This window comes from Nonomuraea sp. NPDC051298 (assembly GCF_055586305.1).
On sequence record NZ_JBVJIM010000045.1, the window covers coordinates 1 to 16,217 of the forward strand.

At 69.6% G+C, this 16,217-nt stretch carries 13 protein-coding genes; 5 read left to right on the top strand and 8 right to left on the bottom strand.

Annotated features, from left to right (window positions below; all coding sequences use genetic code 11):
- Nucleotides 1–826: 826 nt before the first annotated feature.
- A complete protein-coding gene (locus tag ACZ6S0_RS51200; RefSeq protein WP_465928144.1) occupies nucleotides 827–2,425 on the bottom strand; it encodes an AAA family ATPase in 1,599 nt (532 codons plus the stop codon).
- A gap of 297 nt (nucleotides 2,426–2,722) precedes the next feature.
- On the opposite strand from ACZ6S0_RS51200, the gene ACZ6S0_RS51205 reads away from it, so the two are divergent.
- Both ACZ6S0_RS51205 and ACZ6S0_RS51210 read left to right on the top strand, forming a co-directional pair.
- A complete protein-coding gene (locus ACZ6S0_RS51205) occupies nucleotides 2,723–2,848 on the top strand; it encodes a hypothetical protein (RefSeq protein ID WP_465928146.1) in 126 nt (41 codons plus the stop codon).
- A 15-nt stretch (nucleotides 2,849–2,863) separates the two neighbouring features.
- Nucleotides 2,864–2,998, top strand: coding sequence for a DUF397 domain-containing protein (locus ACZ6S0_RS51210; protein WP_465928148.1), 135 nt, complete (start codon nucleotides 2,864–2,866; stop codon nucleotides 2,996–2,998).
- Nucleotides 2,999–3,164: 166 nt separating this feature from the next.
- Here ACZ6S0_RS51210 and ACZ6S0_RS51215 read toward each other — a convergent pair whose 3' ends face one another.
- On the bottom strand, nucleotides 3,165–3,929 hold the full coding sequence (locus ACZ6S0_RS51215) for a PhzF family phenazine biosynthesis protein (RefSeq protein ID WP_465928150.1): 765 nt from the start codon (nucleotides 3,927–3,929) through the stop codon (nucleotides 3,165–3,167).
- 169 nt (nucleotides 3,930–4,098) lie between these two features.
- Between ACZ6S0_RS51215 and ACZ6S0_RS51220 the strand changes: the two genes are divergently transcribed.
- Nucleotides 4,099–4,482, top strand: a complete 384-nt coding sequence (locus ACZ6S0_RS51220) for a cell division protein SepF (protein WP_465928152.1) — start codon at nucleotides 4,099–4,101, stop codon at nucleotides 4,480–4,482.
- A 628-nt stretch (nucleotides 4,483–5,110) separates the two neighbouring features.
- Here ACZ6S0_RS51220 and ACZ6S0_RS51225 read toward each other — a convergent pair.
- The 5 genes from ACZ6S0_RS51225 to ACZ6S0_RS51245 form a co-directional block, all read right to left on the bottom strand.
- On the bottom strand, nucleotides 5,111–6,406 hold the full coding sequence (locus tag ACZ6S0_RS51225; RefSeq protein WP_465928154.1) for a hypothetical protein: 1,296 nt from the start codon (nucleotides 6,404–6,406) through the stop codon (nucleotides 5,111–5,113).
- Nucleotides 6,407–6,569: 163 nt separating this feature from the next.
- Nucleotides 6,570–8,297, bottom strand: a complete 1,728-nt coding sequence (gene argS / locus ACZ6S0_RS51230) for an arginine--tRNA ligase (protein WP_465928156.1) — start codon at nucleotides 8,295–8,297, stop codon at nucleotides 6,570–6,572.
- Nucleotides 8,294–10,591: an HAD-IC family P-type ATPase gene (locus tag ACZ6S0_RS51235; RefSeq protein WP_465928158.1), complete on the bottom strand. Its 2,298-nt coding sequence runs from the start codon at nucleotides 10,589–10,591 to the stop codon at nucleotides 8,294–8,296. The genes argS and ACZ6S0_RS51235 overlap by 4 nt, the downstream gene beginning before the upstream one ends.
- Before the next feature lie 89 nt (nucleotides 10,592–10,680).
- Nucleotides 10,681–11,700, bottom strand: a complete 1,020-nt coding sequence (gene plsX / locus ACZ6S0_RS51240) for a phosphate acyltransferase PlsX (RefSeq protein ID WP_465928160.1) — start codon at nucleotides 11,698–11,700, stop codon at nucleotides 10,681–10,683.
- A 150-nt stretch (nucleotides 11,701–11,850) separates the two neighbouring features.
- A complete protein-coding gene (locus ACZ6S0_RS51245) occupies nucleotides 11,851–12,411 on the bottom strand; it encodes a DUF1707 SHOCT-like domain-containing protein (RefSeq protein WP_465928162.1) in 561 nt (186 codons plus the stop codon).
- 178 nt (nucleotides 12,412–12,589) lie between these two features.
- Between ACZ6S0_RS51245 and ACZ6S0_RS51250 the strand changes: the two genes are divergently transcribed.
- Nucleotides 12,590–13,906 (top strand): KamA family radical SAM protein, encoded by a 1,317-nt coding sequence (locus ACZ6S0_RS51250; protein ID WP_465928164.1) that lies wholly within the window; start codon nucleotides 12,590–12,592, stop codon nucleotides 13,904–13,906.
- 389 nt (nucleotides 13,907–14,295) lie between these two features.
- Entirely contained in the window at nucleotides 14,296–15,285 is a 990-nt protein-coding gene (locus ACZ6S0_RS51255; protein WP_465928166.1) for a hypothetical protein, read from the top strand.
- Between the two features lie 620 nt (nucleotides 15,286–15,905).
- Here ACZ6S0_RS51255 and ACZ6S0_RS51260 read toward each other — a convergent pair.
- Nucleotides 15,906–16,079 (bottom strand): hypothetical protein, encoded by a 174-nt coding sequence (locus ACZ6S0_RS51260; protein ID WP_465928168.1) that lies wholly within the window; start codon nucleotides 16,077–16,079, stop codon nucleotides 15,906–15,908.
- Nucleotides 16,080–16,217 lie beyond the last annotated feature (138 nt).

Here is a 16,217-nt window from a genome sequence, read left to right on the forward strand (position 1 = left end):
GAGGGGCTGGTTGGGGGTTGTTGTGGCTGTTTGAGGGGTTGTGGTTGTGGGGTGGTGGAGCCCTGGCTGGGTGGTGGGGGTGTGTGTTTGGTGGGCCTGGCCGGGGTGGCTGGGCCCTTTTCTGTTTCTGGGGTTGTGTGGGCGCGTCTGCTGCCGCCTTCTCCAGGGCTGGGGCGAGTTGCGCTCGATGGCGGCGACGTTGTGGACCCCAGAACACGGGTGGTGGCCGGCGGACGAGGACGTCCAGGCGTTTGGTGTCGGCGGCGTTCTCGCGGCAGAGGTGGCCTCCACTGTTGACGAGGCGGTGTCGGTGCCGGTGTCGAGGAATCCTCCACGTATCTCGTCAGCTTTGAGAACAGACGGTGGGTGTCGCGCTGCCCTATCAGAGAGATCGAAGAGGGCTGTGTGGCGGGCTGCCTGTGTCGATTGGAGCGCGACTTGGCGGAGATTCACGCCTGGCGTGGCCCGAGAGGACCTCTGGCGTGGAGATCGTCTTCGATCTTCCTGGGGAGATCGCGGGGGTGGTGGCGGAATTTTCAGCCGTGAGAAGGAGCTGGCAGAAGCTCATGCCAGGCTTGCTGCGGAGTCGGCCGTCAAGGCCGGAGGGGTGCTCACGAGCCACTGGTCGGAGCCGGATGCGGCGCGTGTCATGGGTCTGTCCAGGCAGCGCGTTCACCATTTGAAGGTGAGCTCCTGGCTGTCGTCAGGAGCGCGTGGCAGTTGTTCGCTGGAGTCGTAGCTGTGACGCTACGGTGGAAGTTGGACTGCATGGTGTTCACATGTCTCGAATGGCGGGCCTGGTTCTGACCGGCAACTCAGGCACCCGTCACACACGCAGGACGGTGACCTGGCGGTCGGCCGGGCTGGTCGCCTGCTCGAAACTGCCTCGTTCTTTCCAGGCCGGAGCTTCGGGGCGGCGGTCGAAGATCACCAGCACGCCGGTGGAGAGGGTGAGTCGGTCCAGATACCGGTCGAGCTGGGCGAGGCCGTCGGGTGTCGGGTCGTTCTCGCCCGCCCGCCAGACTTTCAGCTCCATGGCCTCGCGCTGCATCAGTGGCTCGCCTTGGGGGCTGGTGTAGGGCCAGCGGACGAGGACGTCCAGGCGTTTGGTGCCGGCGGCGTACTCGCGGTCGAGGTGGCCTCCGCCGTTGACGAGGCGGTGCAGGAAGGCCATGAGGATGATCTGGCAGGCGGCCTCGTGGTAGCCCTCCTGCCGGATGAGCACTTCGCCGTGCTCGCGCCAGAACACGATGAACTCCTCCAGCAGGCGCGGCAGGTCGAAGCGGCCGTCCGCCATGACGAAGCTGTGCGGATCGGCCATCACGTACTGCTCCGACGGGTCGCCCAGCACTCGCAGGATTACCTCCCGGTAGATCGGGTTCGCCACTTCCAGAGGGGGTTTCTGCTTGATCAGGCCCAGATCGCGGACGTAGGACAGGTCGTCGGAGAAGGTGGGGTCGACGTTGGGGAACGACCCGGCCACCACGGGCTCGATCACCCGCTTGACCCGGGGTTCGTGCAGCCGGGCCACCAGCGCGTCCAGATGGGTGGCGCGCGCCCGGATCAGCCGTTCCTTGGCCTCATCCACCTGCGTGGTGTTGATGGTGCCGCTCAGCTCCATTTCGAGGACGATTTCGTTGGCAAGGGCGTTGACCAGCCAGGGTTGTCCCTGGGTGAGTTCGAAGACCCGGTCCACAGCGTCCTTGGTGAACTCCTGGCCGGTCGCCTGGGTGTGCTGGTCGTACAGCTCGGCGATCTGGTTGGCGGTGAAGTCGTCCAGGCGCAGCGACTTGCGGATGATGTTGAACGGACTGGCTAGATTGGACCGGCCGGCTTCGCCGCCCGAGGCGACCTTGTAGTCCCGCACGTCGCGGAGCCCACACAAGATCACGGACGTGGGGAACGGATGGCCTTCTGGCCGTGCGTTGTGGCCGTCGCGGAGTTGGCTCAGGATGCTGACCATGCTGTTGCCCTGTAGGGCGTCGATCTCGTCGAAGAAGAGCACCACCCGGCGCGGGCAGCGGCGGCACCACTCGCTCAGCGCCCTGCCGAACCGGCTGCCCGGCGTGACCTGCGGCCAGGAATCCGGCGGCAGCAACTCGTCCGGCCACCCCGATCGCGCGGCGGCTTCGCGGAGGGAATCCAGCAGAAGCGACTCCGCGGCGGCGTAGTCGTCACCGGCAGCCTTGGCTCGTTCGCAGGAGAACATCAGGGCGGCGACGTCGCCTTCGGCGGTCAGCTCGGACGCCAGGGTGCGCAGCGCGGTCGTCTTGCCGGTCTGCCGGGGCGCGTGCAGTACGGAATAGCGATCCATCTCGATGAGCGCTCGCGCCTGGGGGAGCCGCGGCGTGGGTGGCAGCATGTAGTGGAGCCGTGGGTCGCACGGACCGGTGGTGTTGAAATACTTTGCTCGGGGTGTCCGCATGGTCACATGCTGCCATTACCTGCTCTGTCGATGACGACCCTCTGTGTCGGCAGCGCCGAGGTGGTCGAGGCTGTGGTTGGCGGCGGGCGGAGGCGTTGGTTCGCTCGCGCCGGGAGAGCGGCGGCGTCCCGTCGGTGTACGCACGTTGTCTGCCCTCGCCGTTGAGGAGTCTTCGCCAAGGCTTCTCGGCCTCACCCTTCCTCTGCGGATGACTCTCCCGCACCTGACAGGCGTCATCCGTCGGTATTTATCCAAGTTGTGGACCCGGATTCCCTTCCCGGTCTCGCGGGTGCCTTCGTGATCGCCGAGCTTTCGAACGGGCATCCGGATGTCATCAGCTCAGATGCGCCTGCTCAGGCACAGATCACCACCGATATCGACCTTGTGACCTCGATTTGGGCGCATGTCCGTCCAGAAGATTGAGGAAGTGAGACGCGAATGGACCTGAGCGCCGCCGTGTGGCGGAGGTCGTCGCGTTCTTCGGGCGACGGCGGTCAGTGTGTGGAGGTCGCGATGAACCCGCTCGGGGTGGTCGCCGTTCGCGACCGAAAGGATCTGGACGGCCCAATCTGATCTTCACGCCCACCGAGTGGAAGGCGCTCGTCGGGGGCGTGAAGGACGGCGAATTCGACTGATCGGGTCAGGAGATGCGCCGCTCAGTGCGGCGAGGGCCTGGGTCAGGGCTCCAGGGGCGGCCCGGGGGTCGCTGGTTTGTGTATGACGGGGCTTTGGGGTGGGGTCAGACGTGCAGGGTGCCGGACGTTACGGTTACCGCCTTGCCTGCCAGGTGGACGCGGTCGCCGGCGTGGGTGACGTGGACCAGGCCGCCCCGGGGGGAGAGTTGGGCGCCGGTGAGGGAGGGGCGGCCGAGGCGGGCCGACCAGTACGGGGCCAGGGCGCAGTGAGCCGAGCCCGTCACCGGGTCCTCCGGGACGCCGACGTTGGGGGCGAAGAAGCGGGAGACGAAGTCGGTCTCCGTGCCTGGGGCCGTGACGATGACGCCCCTGGCGTCGAGGGCGGCAAGGGCGGCGATATCGGGGGCCAGCGTGCGTACCGTTTCCGCTGACTCCACCTCCACCAGCAGGTCGAGCTGGCTTTTTCCGACGCGTACCGGGGCGGCCCCGAGCGCTTTCTCCAGGCCCTCGGGAACGGTGGCAGGGGTCACGTGCTTGGCCGGGAAATCCATTGTGATCATGCCGTCGGCGCGTCGATTCACGGTAAGGGTGCCGGAGGCGGTGCTGAATTCGAGCTGTCCCGTCGCCGCCCCGGTCGAATAGAGCGCATGCGCGGTCGCCAGAGTGGCATGACCACAGAGCGTGACCTCTACGGTAGGGGTGAACCAGCGCAGTGAATCTCCGAGCAGGAAGGCTGTCTCGGAGAGGTTCATCTCGGCCGCTACGCTCTGCATCCACTGTGCAGTAACCGGAGTCTCCAGCAGGCAGACCGCTGCGGGATTACCCTTGAAAGCTGTGTCGGTGAAGGCGTCGACCGTGAAGACTCGCATGAGGGTCGATGGTATACGGGGGTCGGATATCGAGCTGCAAGCAGGCTGCAAGCCGTACAAAATGGAATTAGGGCTGGGCGTGTCGCGTGGCGAATGCGGAATCGTCGGTTACCGTCCAATGTGTAGGGACGTGCCGATTACGGTGAGTTCCTGAGGAAAGGACAAGCCGATGGGGGCTGTGCGCAAGGTGGTGAGCTACCTTGGCCTGAGCGGGGTCGATCACTACGACGAGGGCTATGACGACGACGAGCACTACGAGGACGAATACGTCCCCGCGACGGAGCGGGCCGCCCGGCGGTGGCGCGCGAACGTCGACTCGTCACGGATCGTCATGGTCCAGCCGCTCAAGTACAACGACGCGCCGTTGATCGGCCAGCATTTCCGCGACGGTCAGACGGTGATCATGGATGTCACGGGCATGCCGATGTCCGAGGCGACGAGAATGGTGGACTTCGCCGCCGGGCTGGCCTTCGGGTGCGAGGGGCGTATCGAGCGCATTGCCGAGCGGGTCTTCCTGCTCGCCCCGGCGCATGTGGAGATCGAGACCACTTGAGCGTAGGGCGTCTGGGACGCAGAAGGTCGGGCTGGCTGCACAGGACCGCCTGAGGGCGATGGGGCCACCAGCGGCTGAGGAATGGGGTCGCTGGGGCGTCACGGCCGCCGGCCGCCGGCCGCCGCCGCTGACAGGGCAGGACAGGGCAGGGCGGTCGTGATGGTGGGTTCCTGGCTGGTGGACGGCGCGTGGGCACGGTGCCGTCGACGGGCGTGTGGGAGCCGAGCCGTCGCTGGACGGTGTGTGGAAGCCGGGCCGTCGCTGAGGCGGTGCGTGGGAGTCGGGCCGTCGCTGGGCGGTGTGTGGGCCGCGTCGGTGCCGGGCGTCCGACTGTCCTTTCTTGGGCGTGGATGAGCTGGACCTGTCGCTGGGCGTGTGATCGTTACTCGGGTGTGTGTGAGCTGGGCCCGTCGCCGGGTTTGTGACCGTTACTGGGCGTGCGTGGGCAGGGCCCTCGGCAGGGCGGCCCCCGGTCGGCAGGTTTGGCGTCAGCGAGGGCGGTGAGGGGTCGGGCCCCCGGCGGGGCGGCTCTCGGTCGGCAGGTTGGCGTCAGCGGGCGGTGCGTGAGTTGGGCTCTCGGCGGGTGGCGCGGGGCCTGGTTCTCAGCGGGCGGTGCGGGGTCGGATTCTCAGTGGGCGGCGCGGGGGCCGCGGCGGACCAGGCGGCTCAGTTCCGCCGCGTCGGTGGCGGCCTGCTTCGCCCGGGTCTCCGACTCCCGGGCGTAGGCGTGCAGGGCCCACACTGCCCCCTCCGCCAGCTCCTTGAGTTCGCTGACCTGGGCGGCCACGTAGCGGGCGTCCGCTTCGGCGAGCTTGCGGCGCTGCCAGAGCTGCCAGCCGGCCAGGCCCACCATGGCCACCGCGGCCGCCCCGAGCAGGCGGCTGGCGAACGCCGCCCCGATGAGGCAGGCCACCCCGGCGACGATGAGGACCACGGCGGCCCACGGCCGTCCGCGTGGCACCACGCCCTCGGTGAGGATCGCCTCCTCGGCCGCGGCCAGTGAAGCCTGGTCGGGGCCCTCCGGACGCAGGTGGATGCGGTGGCCGAGCAGCGGGACGGTCAGCGTGGCCGGTGGTTCGAGGCGGCTGTCGGCCTCGAGCTCCTCGGCCACCCCGCGCAGGATGGGCGCCGCCACGTGCAGCGCGATCGCCGCGAGGTGCGGGTCGGCGCCGGGACGCAGGTCATCCAGCAGGTACGTGCTCAGCGACGCCATCGGCCCGGCCGGCCCACCCTGGCCGATCAGCGTACGGAGTACGGCGAGCGGCTCGTCCTCGGCCCAGGACGTGGCCGGGCGGCTGCCGGAGCTGTTGTCCAGCGGCGCGGCGGAGTCATGCTCGGCCTGCCGCGCCGAGGTGATCTCCGCGCACCTGCCGCGCAGCCTGGCGAGGCGGGCGGCGGCCACGGAGGGCCGGGCCAGTTCGGGGATCTCCGCCATCTCCGGGAAGTCGGCCAGTGACGGGGGCACCACGACCGAGGGTTCGCCGGGTACGAGTGCCTGTACCCACTGTGCGGAGTCGGTGTGCTTCTGGATGGCGAGGGCGTCGAGCTTGCGCAGGACGAAGATCTTGCCGGCGGGCCCGTACGCGCCTCGGGCGGCGGCCAGCCACAGCGAGCGCTGGCCGTGCGTGACCGGGTGGTCGAGCGACAGCTCGCCGAAGGCGGTGCCGAGCCAGGAGGCGTGGATGCGGCTGCCCTGCCCGGACACCGCGAGGGCCAGGCAGAGGAAGAGGGCGGTCTGTTGCTGGTCGCGGCCGGCGGCCTTGCTCAGCGGTTCGAGCGGGTCGTCACCGGCGAGGATGGCGACCAGCGCCTCGACGGCCGGTGGCAGCCAGTAGCCGGGTACGTCGCTGAAGCTGGGTGCGGCCGGTGGCGCGGTGCCCTTGGCGGCGAGGTGCGCCAGCAGCGCCTCGGCATAGCGATGCAATTCGGTCGCTGCTGGGGGGCTCGCAGTCAGGTCCGTGCTCAAGGCAGAGAACTCCCCCATTTCGGCCTCAGTTCATGACCGCGTAAAGCCTAGCCGTTGGGGCGCGCCAACCCGGTGGAGGCGCGCCCACGACGGTACGGGAGACTTTGAGCCAACTGCCTGTTTACATGCGCTCGGGGACAGGGACGCCGAGCAGACCGAGCCCGGTCTCCATCACCCGCAACGTCAGCGCGCACAGGGCCAGCCGGGAGTCGCGGGTGGCGGGCTCGACGCCGTCTTTGAGCACGGGGCACTGCTCGAAGAAGTCGGTGAAGGCCGAGGCGGTGGCGTAGAGGTAGGCGCACAGCCGGTGTGGCTCGCTGAGGGCCGTGGCCTGCTCGAGCACCGCCCCGAAGCCGAGCAGTTGCAGGGCCAGGGCACGCTCGGCGGGCTGGCCGAGCGTGATCGGGCCGGTGGCCGTGGCCGGGTCGACCTCGCCGCGGCGGAAGATCGAGCGGATGCGGGCCTGCGCGTACTGCAGGTAGGGGGCGGTGTTGCCGGTGAAGGCGAGCATGCGGTCGAAGTCGAAGACGTATTCGCTGTCGTGGCTGACCGACAGGTCGGCGTATTTGACCGCGCCGATGCCGACGGCGTGGGCGATCTCCTTCTGGGTCGCCTCGTCGTAGCCCCGCTCGGCGATCGCGGCCGTGGCTCGGTCGACGGCCTCCTGGAGCAGGTCGTTGAGCTTGACCGACTCGCCGGACCGGGTCTTGAACCGGCGGCCGTCCTTGCCCAGCATCATGCCGATCTGGATGTGCTCGGCCGAGACCGTGTCGGGCAGCCAGCCCGCCATCCGCGCGGCGGCGTACACCATGCGGAAGTGCAGCGCCTGGTCGGAGCCGACGACGTAGAGGATGCGGTCGGCCTTGAGGTCGTGGACGCGGTAGCGGATGGCCGCCATGTCGGTGGTGGCGTAGCCGTAGCCGCCGTCGCTCTTCCTGATGATGAGCGGCAGCGGCCTGTCGTCGGAGCCGGTGAAGCCGGGCGGGAACACGCAGAGCGCGCCCTCGCTGATCTCCGCCGCCCCGGACGACTCGAGGTCGTCGCACGTCTTCTGGAGCATGGGGTTGTACATGCTCTCGCCCGCGATGTCGGCGTCGGTGAGCGTGACGCCGAGCAGGCCGTAGATCTTGTTGAAGTAGCGGACGGTGGCGTCCATGAACAGGTGCCAGAGCCGCATCGTGGCGGGGTCGCCCGACTGCAGGGTGCTGACCCGCACCCGCGCGCGCGTCTTGAACCCCTCGTCCTGCTCGAACTTGGCCCGTGCCGCCTGGTAGTACTCCGTGCCCATGCCGGCCTCGAGCTGCGCGACCGCGGCCTCCTCGCCGATGTCGAGCAGGTGCTCGATGAGCATGCCGAACGGGGTGCCCCAGTCGCCCAGGTGGTTCTGCCTGACGACGGTGTTGCCCAGGTGTTCGTGCAGGCGGACCAGCGAGTCGCCGACGATCGTGGTGCGCAGGTGGCCGACGTGCATCTCCTTGGCCGCGTTGGGCGCGGAGTAGTCGATCACCACGGTCTGGGCCGGTGTGCTCGTGGTGACGCCCAGCCGCGGGTCTGCCAGCATCTCGCGGGCCTCGGCGGCGATCCACGAGTCGTCGAGGGTGATGTTGAGGAAACCGGGGCCGCTCACCTCGACCGTGCCGGGGAAGTCGGCCAGCTCTGCCCTGATGGCCTCGGCGACCTCCCGCGGGCTCCGTCGCAGTCGCTTGGCCAGGCTCATCGCGACGTTCGCCTGGAAGTCGGCGAACTGGGACGGCCGGATCAGCGGATCTGCGTCGGCGTGCTCTGAGCCGAACGCGCGGGCCAGCGCCTGCTGGACGCGCTCGGTGAGCACTATCTGCGGGTCGGTCATGGTCTAAGGGTACCGGCGAGCCTGACCGCCACGCTTATCATTACCGCCGCCACGATCGAGATGCCGACGGCGGTCAGGTCGTTGCCGAGATCGCCGGGTTCGAGGGCGAAGAACTCCCTGATGAAAGGCAGCGTCAGGCCGATCGCGAACAGCACCGCCATGGCCCCGACCAGCCCCGCCCGCCACCAGGTGAGCGGCCTGGCGATGAGCACCAGCACCCACCAGGTGGTGAGGAAGAGCGTGATCACGGCCGCCGTCTGGTCTTCGAGCAGGGTGGAGGTGCCCCTGTGCGCGGCCCAGAACGACAGCAGCACGGCCGCCGCGCACAGCACTCCGGCCGGTACGGCGAAGCGCAGCACCCGCGGCACGAACCCGGGCTTGGAGCGCTCGATCGTGGGCGCCAGCGCGAGGAAGAACGCCGGGATGCCGATGACCAGGGCGTTGACCAGGGTCGAGTGGCGCGGCGCGAACGGGAACTGCAGCCCGGCCACGCCGACGAGCAGCGACAGCACGATCGCGTAGAAGGTCTTGGTGAGGAAGAGGTTGGAGACGCGTTCGATGTTGGCCAGCACGCGCCTGCCCTCGCCCACGACGTGCGGCAGCGTGGCGAACTTGTCGTCGAGCAGCACCACCTGCGCCACGGCCTTGGTGGCCGGGCTGCCCGCGCCCATGGCGATGCCGAGGTCGGCGTCCTTGAGCGCGAGCACGTCGTTGACGCCGTCGCCGGTCATGGCGACGGTGTGGCCGCGCGCCTGGAGCGCGGCCACGAACTCCCGCTTCTGCTGCGGGCTGACCCGGCCGAAGACGGTGTGCTCGTCGAGCAGCCGGCCGAGCTTGGCGGGGTCGTCGTGCGGCAGGACGCGGGCGTCGACGGAACGTTCGCCGCCGGGGATGCCCAGGCTGGTGGCGATGGCCGAGACCGCCACCGGGTTGTCGCCGGAGATCACCTTGACCGTCACGCCCTGCTTGGCGAAGTAGCTCAGGGTCTCGCGGGCGTCGGGCCTGATGCGTTGCGCGAGGGTGACGAGCGCGACGGGCTCGACGGTCGCGTCGCCGCGTTCGGTGCCGGACAGGCTGTCGGTACGGCACAGCACCAGCACCCGGCTGCCCGTGGTGGCCAGTTCGGCGGCCCTGTCGAAGCTGTCGCCGCCGCGCAGCAGCACGTCGGGCGCGCCCAGCACCCACGTGCCGCGCTCGCCGAAGTCGGCCCCGCTCCACTTGCGGGCCGAGGAGAACGGCACGGTCGAGCGGGCCGTCCAGCCGTCGGGGGCGGCGGGGTGGCGGGCGCGGATGGCCTGGGCGGTGGCGTTGGGCCGGTCGTCGAGGCCGGCCAGGGCGGCGAGCGCCTCGTCGACGGGCTCGCCGCCGCGTACGGGCAGCACCTGGTCGAGGTCCATGCCGCCGGCCGTGAGCGTGCCGGTCTTGTCGAGGCAGAGCACGTCGACCCTGGCCAGGCCCTCGATCGCGGGCAGCTCCTGGACCAGGCACTGGCGCCGGCCCAGGCGTACGACGCCGACGGCGAAGGCGATCGAGGTCATCAGCACCAGGCCCTCGGGGATCATGGTGACGATGCCCGCGACCGCGCCGGTGACGGCGGTGCGCAGGTCGGCCGAGTTGTGGAGCTGGCTGTAGATCAGCAGGGCGCCGATCGGGATGACCAGCCAGGTGATGTACTTGATGAAGTTCGCCACGCCGGCGCGCAGCTCGGAGTGGGCCAGGTGGAACTTGCTGGCCTCCTCGGCGAGCTTGACGGCGTATGCGTCGGTGCCGACCCTCGTGGCCACGAACGCGCCCGAGCCCGCGACCACGAAGCTGCCCGACAGCACCTGGTCGCGCGGCTGTTTGTGCACCGGGTCGGCCTCGCCGGTCAGCAGCGACTCGTCCACCTCGAGGCCGTCGGAGTGCACGACCTCGCCGTCGACGAGCAGGCGGTCGCCGGGGCCGAGCAGGATCAGGTCGCCGAGCACGATGTCGCGGGGGTGGATCTGGCGTTCGGCGCCGTCGCGGCGCACGCGTACGGGGGCCTCGTTGATCACCGCCAGCCGGTCGAGCGTCCGCTTGGCCCGCAGCTCCTGGATGATCCCGATCAGCGCGTTGGCCACGATGACCAGCCCGAACAGGCCGTCCTGCCACTCGCCGAAGATCAGGATCAGCGCCCACAGGATGCCGATGACCAGGTTGAACAGGGTGAACACGTTCGCCCTGAGAATCGCGCTCAGCGACCTGCTCGACCGGCGCGGGACATGGTTCGCCTTCGCCCCCGCGACCTGCGCCGAAGTGAGCCCAGACGTCACTGAGGTGAGCCCGTCCACATAACCCCCCGTATCTGTGGATCGCAGTCACCCTAAGGCTTCGCGGCTCCCCGCGGGAGCGACTTAGGTCTTTACCAGAGCCGATGGGAGCGGCCGGTGGCGGCCATCCGGTCGCCGATCGTGGACACGACCCCGGCCGCCGCGATGTCGGCGGCGAGCCGGCACGCGGCGCTGATGCCCTGGGCCCTGGACGAGCCGTGGGCGATGACGACGGTGCCGTTGAGTCCGAGCAGCACGGCGCCGCCGTACGCCTCGGGGTCGAGGCGGCGGCGCAGGTCGCGGATGCGCGAGCGCTGCATGAGAGCGCCCAGCCGGGCCAGCCTGCTCTCCTCGACCGCCTCCCTCAGCTCGGCGAAGGCGTAGCGGACGGCGCCCTCCACGGTCTTGAGCGCCACGTTCCCGGTGAAGCCGTCGGTGGTGATCACGTCCACCTTGCCGGTCAGCAGGTCGTGGCCCTCGACGTTGCCGGTGAAGTTCAGGCCGGTGACGCCCTGGAGCAGCTCGTGCGCCCGCCTGACCAGCTTGTCGCCCTTCTCGGCCTCGCTGCCGATCGTGAGCAGGCCCACCCTGGGCTCGTGGATCCCGTGGGCCAGCTCGGCGTACGTGGCGCCGAGCTGCGCGAACTGCACCAGCATCTCCGGCTTGACCTCCGCGTTGGCGCCGGCGTCGAGCAGCACGGTGGGCGTGGGGAGGGTGGGGAACGCGACGGCGATGGCCGGTCTGAGCACCCCCTGCTGGCCCTTGAGGCGGAGCCTGCCGGTGGCCACGATGCCCGCCGTGGATCCGGCGGACACGACCGCGGCCGCGTCGCCGCGGCGTACGAGGTGGCAGGCGATCGCGATGCTGGAACGGGGGCGGCGCAGGCTGGCCAGCGCGCCCTCGTCCATCGCCAGGGCCTCCTCGGCCCGGACGATCGGGACCTCCTTGGTGGCGTCGTGGTCGGCCAGCGCCTCGTAGAGCACGCGTGGGGCGCCGACGAGCACGACGGACAGGCCGCGCTCGCGTACGGCGTGCACCGCTCCGGCCACGATCTCGTGCGGTGCGTGGTCGCCGCCCATGGCGTCGACCGCGATGGGCCTGCTGTCGGACAATGATCACCTCGTACGGCATCGAGCCCGCCGTCACGGCTTGGCCGGAACGCGGGCTCGGTATGTCCGCATCGTAGGCAAGGCAGGTGTCAGGTTAACCGGCGGGTAGGCCCTGATGGTTCCCGCTGAGCCGCCTTCCAGTCCTGACCTGCGTCAGTGGAGGTTCCAGTCGTCCTTGCCGCGCGTGACGATCACCTTGGAGAACGCCGACGAGCCCGTCAGCCTGATCAGCGGGCCCTCGGTCCCCGGGCCGCCGCCCGTCACGTTGCGCTTGCCGAAGGCCGAGCTGCCTTCGTCGATCACGTGGGCGTTCTCCGGCACGCGGATGATCATCTTGCTGAAGCGCGCGTGGGTCCTGATCGTGATCTCGCGCCCGGGCAGCACGGCGTCCGACAGGTCGATGATGAGCGCCCCGAAGTGGGCCGACAGCGCGATGTTCCGCGAGGCCACCCAGCGGCCCTTGCGGACCATCTTGCTGAACCTCGAGTGGATGACCTGCCGCTCGACGGCGGCGGGCGCTCCGGACGCGGACACCTCGGGCAGGTCGCGGGTGAGGGGGACGAGTTCGCCGACCGTCTTGGCGGTGTAGGTGACGTCGAGGCGGTCGGCGTGCTCGGCGCTGGTGAGTCTTCCTGTGGCGAGTGCCTCGCCCAGCACCGCGGCGACGTGGTCGCGGTCGGCGTCGGAGGCGCGCAGCTCCGGATCCTGGGTCATGACAAGTCAGTGTATGCCCATACGAGATATGTCGCGAGTGTCCGTGAACCTCAGGGAAAACTTGGAGCCCAGCGGAACCGGTGACAGCAGTGTCTGCGTCCGGGTATTAAGGACCGTAGACGCGCGACAGGGTCGTGAGGTTTACGCCCGATCGAACAAAAAAGATGGGAACGGCCTAGTGATCTTGAACCAGGCAGGCACGCGACGCTTCCGGGCGTACACGTCCAAGCACCTCGACCAGCTCCTGCAGCGTGCGGGGCTGGGGGACGACGAGCGGCTCAAAGTCCGCGCCGTCGCCACGGTGCTGCCCTTCCGGACGAACGCCTACGTCGTCGATGAACTCATAGATTGGTCGGCCGCCCCCGACGACCCCATTTACCGGCTGGTCTTCCCGCAGGAGGACATGCTGCCCGCCGCGGACGTCGCGCGGCTGGCCGACCTGCTGAAGGCCGAGGCGCCCAACGCCGAGATCCAGGCCGAGGCGAACCGCGTACGCGCACAGCTCAACCCCCACCCCGCGGGGCAGAAGGAGCTCAACGTCCCGAAGATCGGTGACGAGTCCGTTCCCGGCATGCAGCACAAATATCCTGAGACTGTACTGATCTTCCCCAAGCAGGGGCAGACCTGTCACGCCTACTGCACCTACTGCTTCCGGTGGGCGCAGTTCGTCGGCGACGCCGACCTCAAGTTCGCCTCGGACGACATCGACCAGATGGTCGGTTACATCCGCCGGCATCCCGAGGTCACCAGCGTGCTGATCACGGGCGGCGACGCGATGATCATGGGCGAGCCCGTGATCAAGCGATACATCGAGCCACTGCTCGAGCTGGAGCAGCTCGAGTCCATCAGGATCGGCACCAAGGCACTGGCCTACTGGCCGCAGCGCTTCACCACCGATCCCGACGCCGACGACACCCTGCGCCTGTTCGAGCGCGTGGTGGAGTCGGGCAAGAACCTCGCGTTCATGGCCCACTTCTCGCACCCGCGCGAGCTGGAGCCGACGCTGGTCGAATCGGCGGTCAAACGCCTTCTCGGCAGCGGGGCCACGATCAGGACCCAGGCGCCGTTGATCAGGTCCATCAACGACGTCCCCGGCGTGTGGTCGGACATGTGGCGGCGTCAGCTCCGGATGGGGATGATTCCCTATTACATGTTCGTCGAGCGCGACACCGGGCCGCAGGATTACTTCGCGGTGCCGCTCGCACGGGCGTACGAGATCTTCAGGGACGCCTATTCGCGGGTCTCCGGGCTCTGCCGCACGGTGCGCGGGCCGTCGATGTCGGCGACGCCGGGCAAGGTGTGCGTCGACGGGGTCACGGAAATCGCCGGTGAGCGGGTCTTCATGCTGCACTTCATCCAGGCCCGCGATCCCTCGCTGGTGGGGCGGCCGTTCTTCGCGCGTTACGACCCGTCGGCGGTGTGGCTGACGGATCTGCGCCCGGCCCTGGCCGACCGCTTTCCGTTCGAGCCGGCCGAAGCCCTGCTGCCCACCTGACCGGCCGCGCGCGTCCCTCCGCGGCCGCAAGAATTCGCGCCGCGGCCCGTCACATTTGTTTTCGCGACCCTTTGTGCACGGGCCGGCGGCGCCCCTCCGCGTGGCGCGTACGAGTGCGCGCAATATTGGAAACAAGACCCTCCTATTTCCGTTTTGTCGCTCCGCTCAACGCTCTCCCTTTACTCGGTAACCGAGCTGCAAACCCCGGCTACATGGGCATTCATGCGCCTGCGGCCGATCAATCCGAGTGATAGAACTGCTTCCGTAGCTCAGCCGTAGCGGCACGCTTCGTGTGGTGCCCATAGCGCGTTCGCCACGGCAAACGGGGGTTATCGATTCGCATTTCCATCGCATTCGAGAGCGATCGATCACGAGCCGGGAAGGCAATCATGAAGCGAGTAGTCAAGGCGGCGATAGCCGTCACAGCATTCGGCTTGGCGGCGGCGGCGATGGCCGTGCCGGCGCAAGCGGAAGTTCACTCCAACACCGCCAGGTACGCGCCCATCGACGGGCCGGGCGGAGGCACCACTGCAGCCAGCCCGCTCGGGGGCCTGCTCGGCGGCCTGGTCGGGAGCGGCCTGCTGAGCGGCCTGCTCGGCGGGTCGCAGCCCAAGTCCGGCGCGGCCCAGATGACCGAGGCCGAGCGCGACGCCGCCAGCGAGAACATGGCGGAGTCCATCACCACGGCCAACGCGTTCGAGGACGTCACGCGCACCGGCGGCCCGCTGCCCGAGCTGTCGCCCATCGTCATGGGCATCCCGCTCGGCGGGAGCGGCCTGACCAAGTCACTGCCGCTGCCGGTCCTGTCGGGCGCCGCCCGCATGGCGGAGCCCGCCACGCCCTCCGTAAAGGCGGGCAAGCAGGGGCAGAGCGGGGCCACCGCTGAGGGCGCCACCGTGCGCGGCACGTTCGGCGCGGTGACCGGCACCCTGGAGTCGTCCGTCGGGGGCGCCGCGCACAAGCTGTACGCCAGTGGCCTGCTGCCGTCGTCGGGCATCGGCTTCGTCGGCACCGGCGACGCCACGTCCAAGACCCTGGCAGGGACCACCCAGGGCGTGGCCGGTCTGTCGGCCGACTCCGCCGTGGCCGGGCTCACCGAGGCCGCCAGGCGCGCGCTGCCGCACGCCTCCAGCGGCGAGCTGTCGCCGATGGTCGGACGGGTGGCCCCGGCCGAGATGGCGCCCGTCGTGGAGGCGCTGCCCGCCACCTCGCAGGCCATCGCCATGGACGAGCTCACCCCGCTCGTCGAGAGCAGCTCGTCCTTCGTCACGGCCCGCGGGACCAAGGCCGCCGGCTCGTACAGCGACGTGATCACCGCCCTGGGCTGGACCACCGACGCGCTGACGAGCTCGGTGCGGAACTCCTGGGCTCGCGACTAGGCCGCGATGAACGCGCTGATGAGCGAGGCCGGCCTCGGGGCCGGGCAGGACGGTTCGCGGGCGTCACAGGTGCCGACGCCCGAGCATCGGCCCCGCCGGTGACCTGGGCGGTCCGTTCGTGCGCTCCAGCAGTTCCCCGACGGCGTGCACTCCCATGACCGGCGCCCCCTGATCGAACGGGGTCGCCCGGTCGGAGCCCATGGCCGCGGTCCGGACCGGGCTCCGCTGATCGGGACGCCGTCACACTGACGCGGCAGGCCACACGGGGCGCCCAAAGGTGCCGGGCGCCCGTTGGCACTTCCGCGCGTGGGTTGCTGAGCCCCCGCCACCAGCGGGTGGTCTCATGACGGGCTTGGGTGGACGCGCCCGCGCCCGGGGCGCGCTCGCGTATCCGCGCCGCCACTGCAGGGCAGCGGCGCCACGCGAGCCCCGCCCCCGCCGTCGGCCCCACCCCGGGGCCGGCGGCGATTCGCGTTTCCTGGGCGGCTCGCCGCCTCCAGAACGGCCCGTGGGGCGGGATGTGGTCGCCTCCGGGCGACGTTCGAGGCGGTGGGCGCTCCAGGTGCCCCTGTGATCCTTTCGGCGTCTCCGGGCGGTCTCAGGGCGCTCGCCGAGAAGCCTCAGAGCAGGCGGACGCCCGTGCGGCGGGCTATCTGGGCCTGCAGCCTGGCCATCTGCCAGTGCAGCTCGAGAAGCTGCTCCGCGAGCTGCAGTCTCGGGATCTCGGTCACGTCTTCGGTGGCCAGGTGGTCAATCGCGGCCGAAAGCTCCCCCATCGCGCGCCCCCACTCCATCACCGTTCCTCAGCTCGAATTGACGTTCGAATCCTATCGGAACGGCAGTCGCCCTGTCAGTTTTTTGCCCCTCCAGCCGTGCCCGTTTCGCACACAAGATCGAACCCGGGCATGCGAAAACCTCCGCACTCGGGCGGG

Excerpts from the sequence above, each read along its gene's own strand:
- ACZ6S0_RS51200 (WP_465928144.1), bottom strand. The coding sequence starts at position 2,425 with ATGCGGACACCCCGAGCAAAGTATTTCAACACCACCGGTCCGTGCGAC.
- ACZ6S0_RS51210 (WP_465928148.1), top strand. The coding sequence starts at position 2,864 with ATGGACCTGAGCGCCGCCGTGTGGCGGAGGTCGTCGCGTTCTTCGGGC.
- ACZ6S0_RS51215 (WP_465928150.1), bottom strand. The coding sequence starts at position 3,929 with ATGCGAGTCTTCACGGTCGACGCCTTCACCGACACAGCTTTCAAGGGT.
- ACZ6S0_RS51220 (WP_465928152.1), top strand. The coding sequence starts at position 4,099 with ATGGGGGCTGTGCGCAAGGTGGTGAGCTACCTTGGCCTGAGCGGGGTC.
- argS (WP_465928156.1), bottom strand. The coding sequence starts at position 8,297 with ATGACCGACCCGCAGATAGTGCTCACCGAGCGCGTCCAGCAGGCGCTG.
- ACZ6S0_RS51245 (WP_465928162.1), bottom strand. The coding sequence starts at position 12,411 with ATGACCCAGGATCCGGAGCTGCGCGCCTCCGACGCCGACCGCGACCAC.
- ACZ6S0_RS51255 (WP_465928166.1), top strand. The coding sequence starts at position 14,296 with ATGAAGCGAGTAGTCAAGGCGGCGATAGCCGTCACAGCATTCGGCTTG.
- ACZ6S0_RS51260 (WP_465928168.1), bottom strand. The coding sequence starts at position 16,079 with ATGGAGTGGGGGCGCGCGATGGGGGAGCTTTCGGCCGCGATTGACCAC.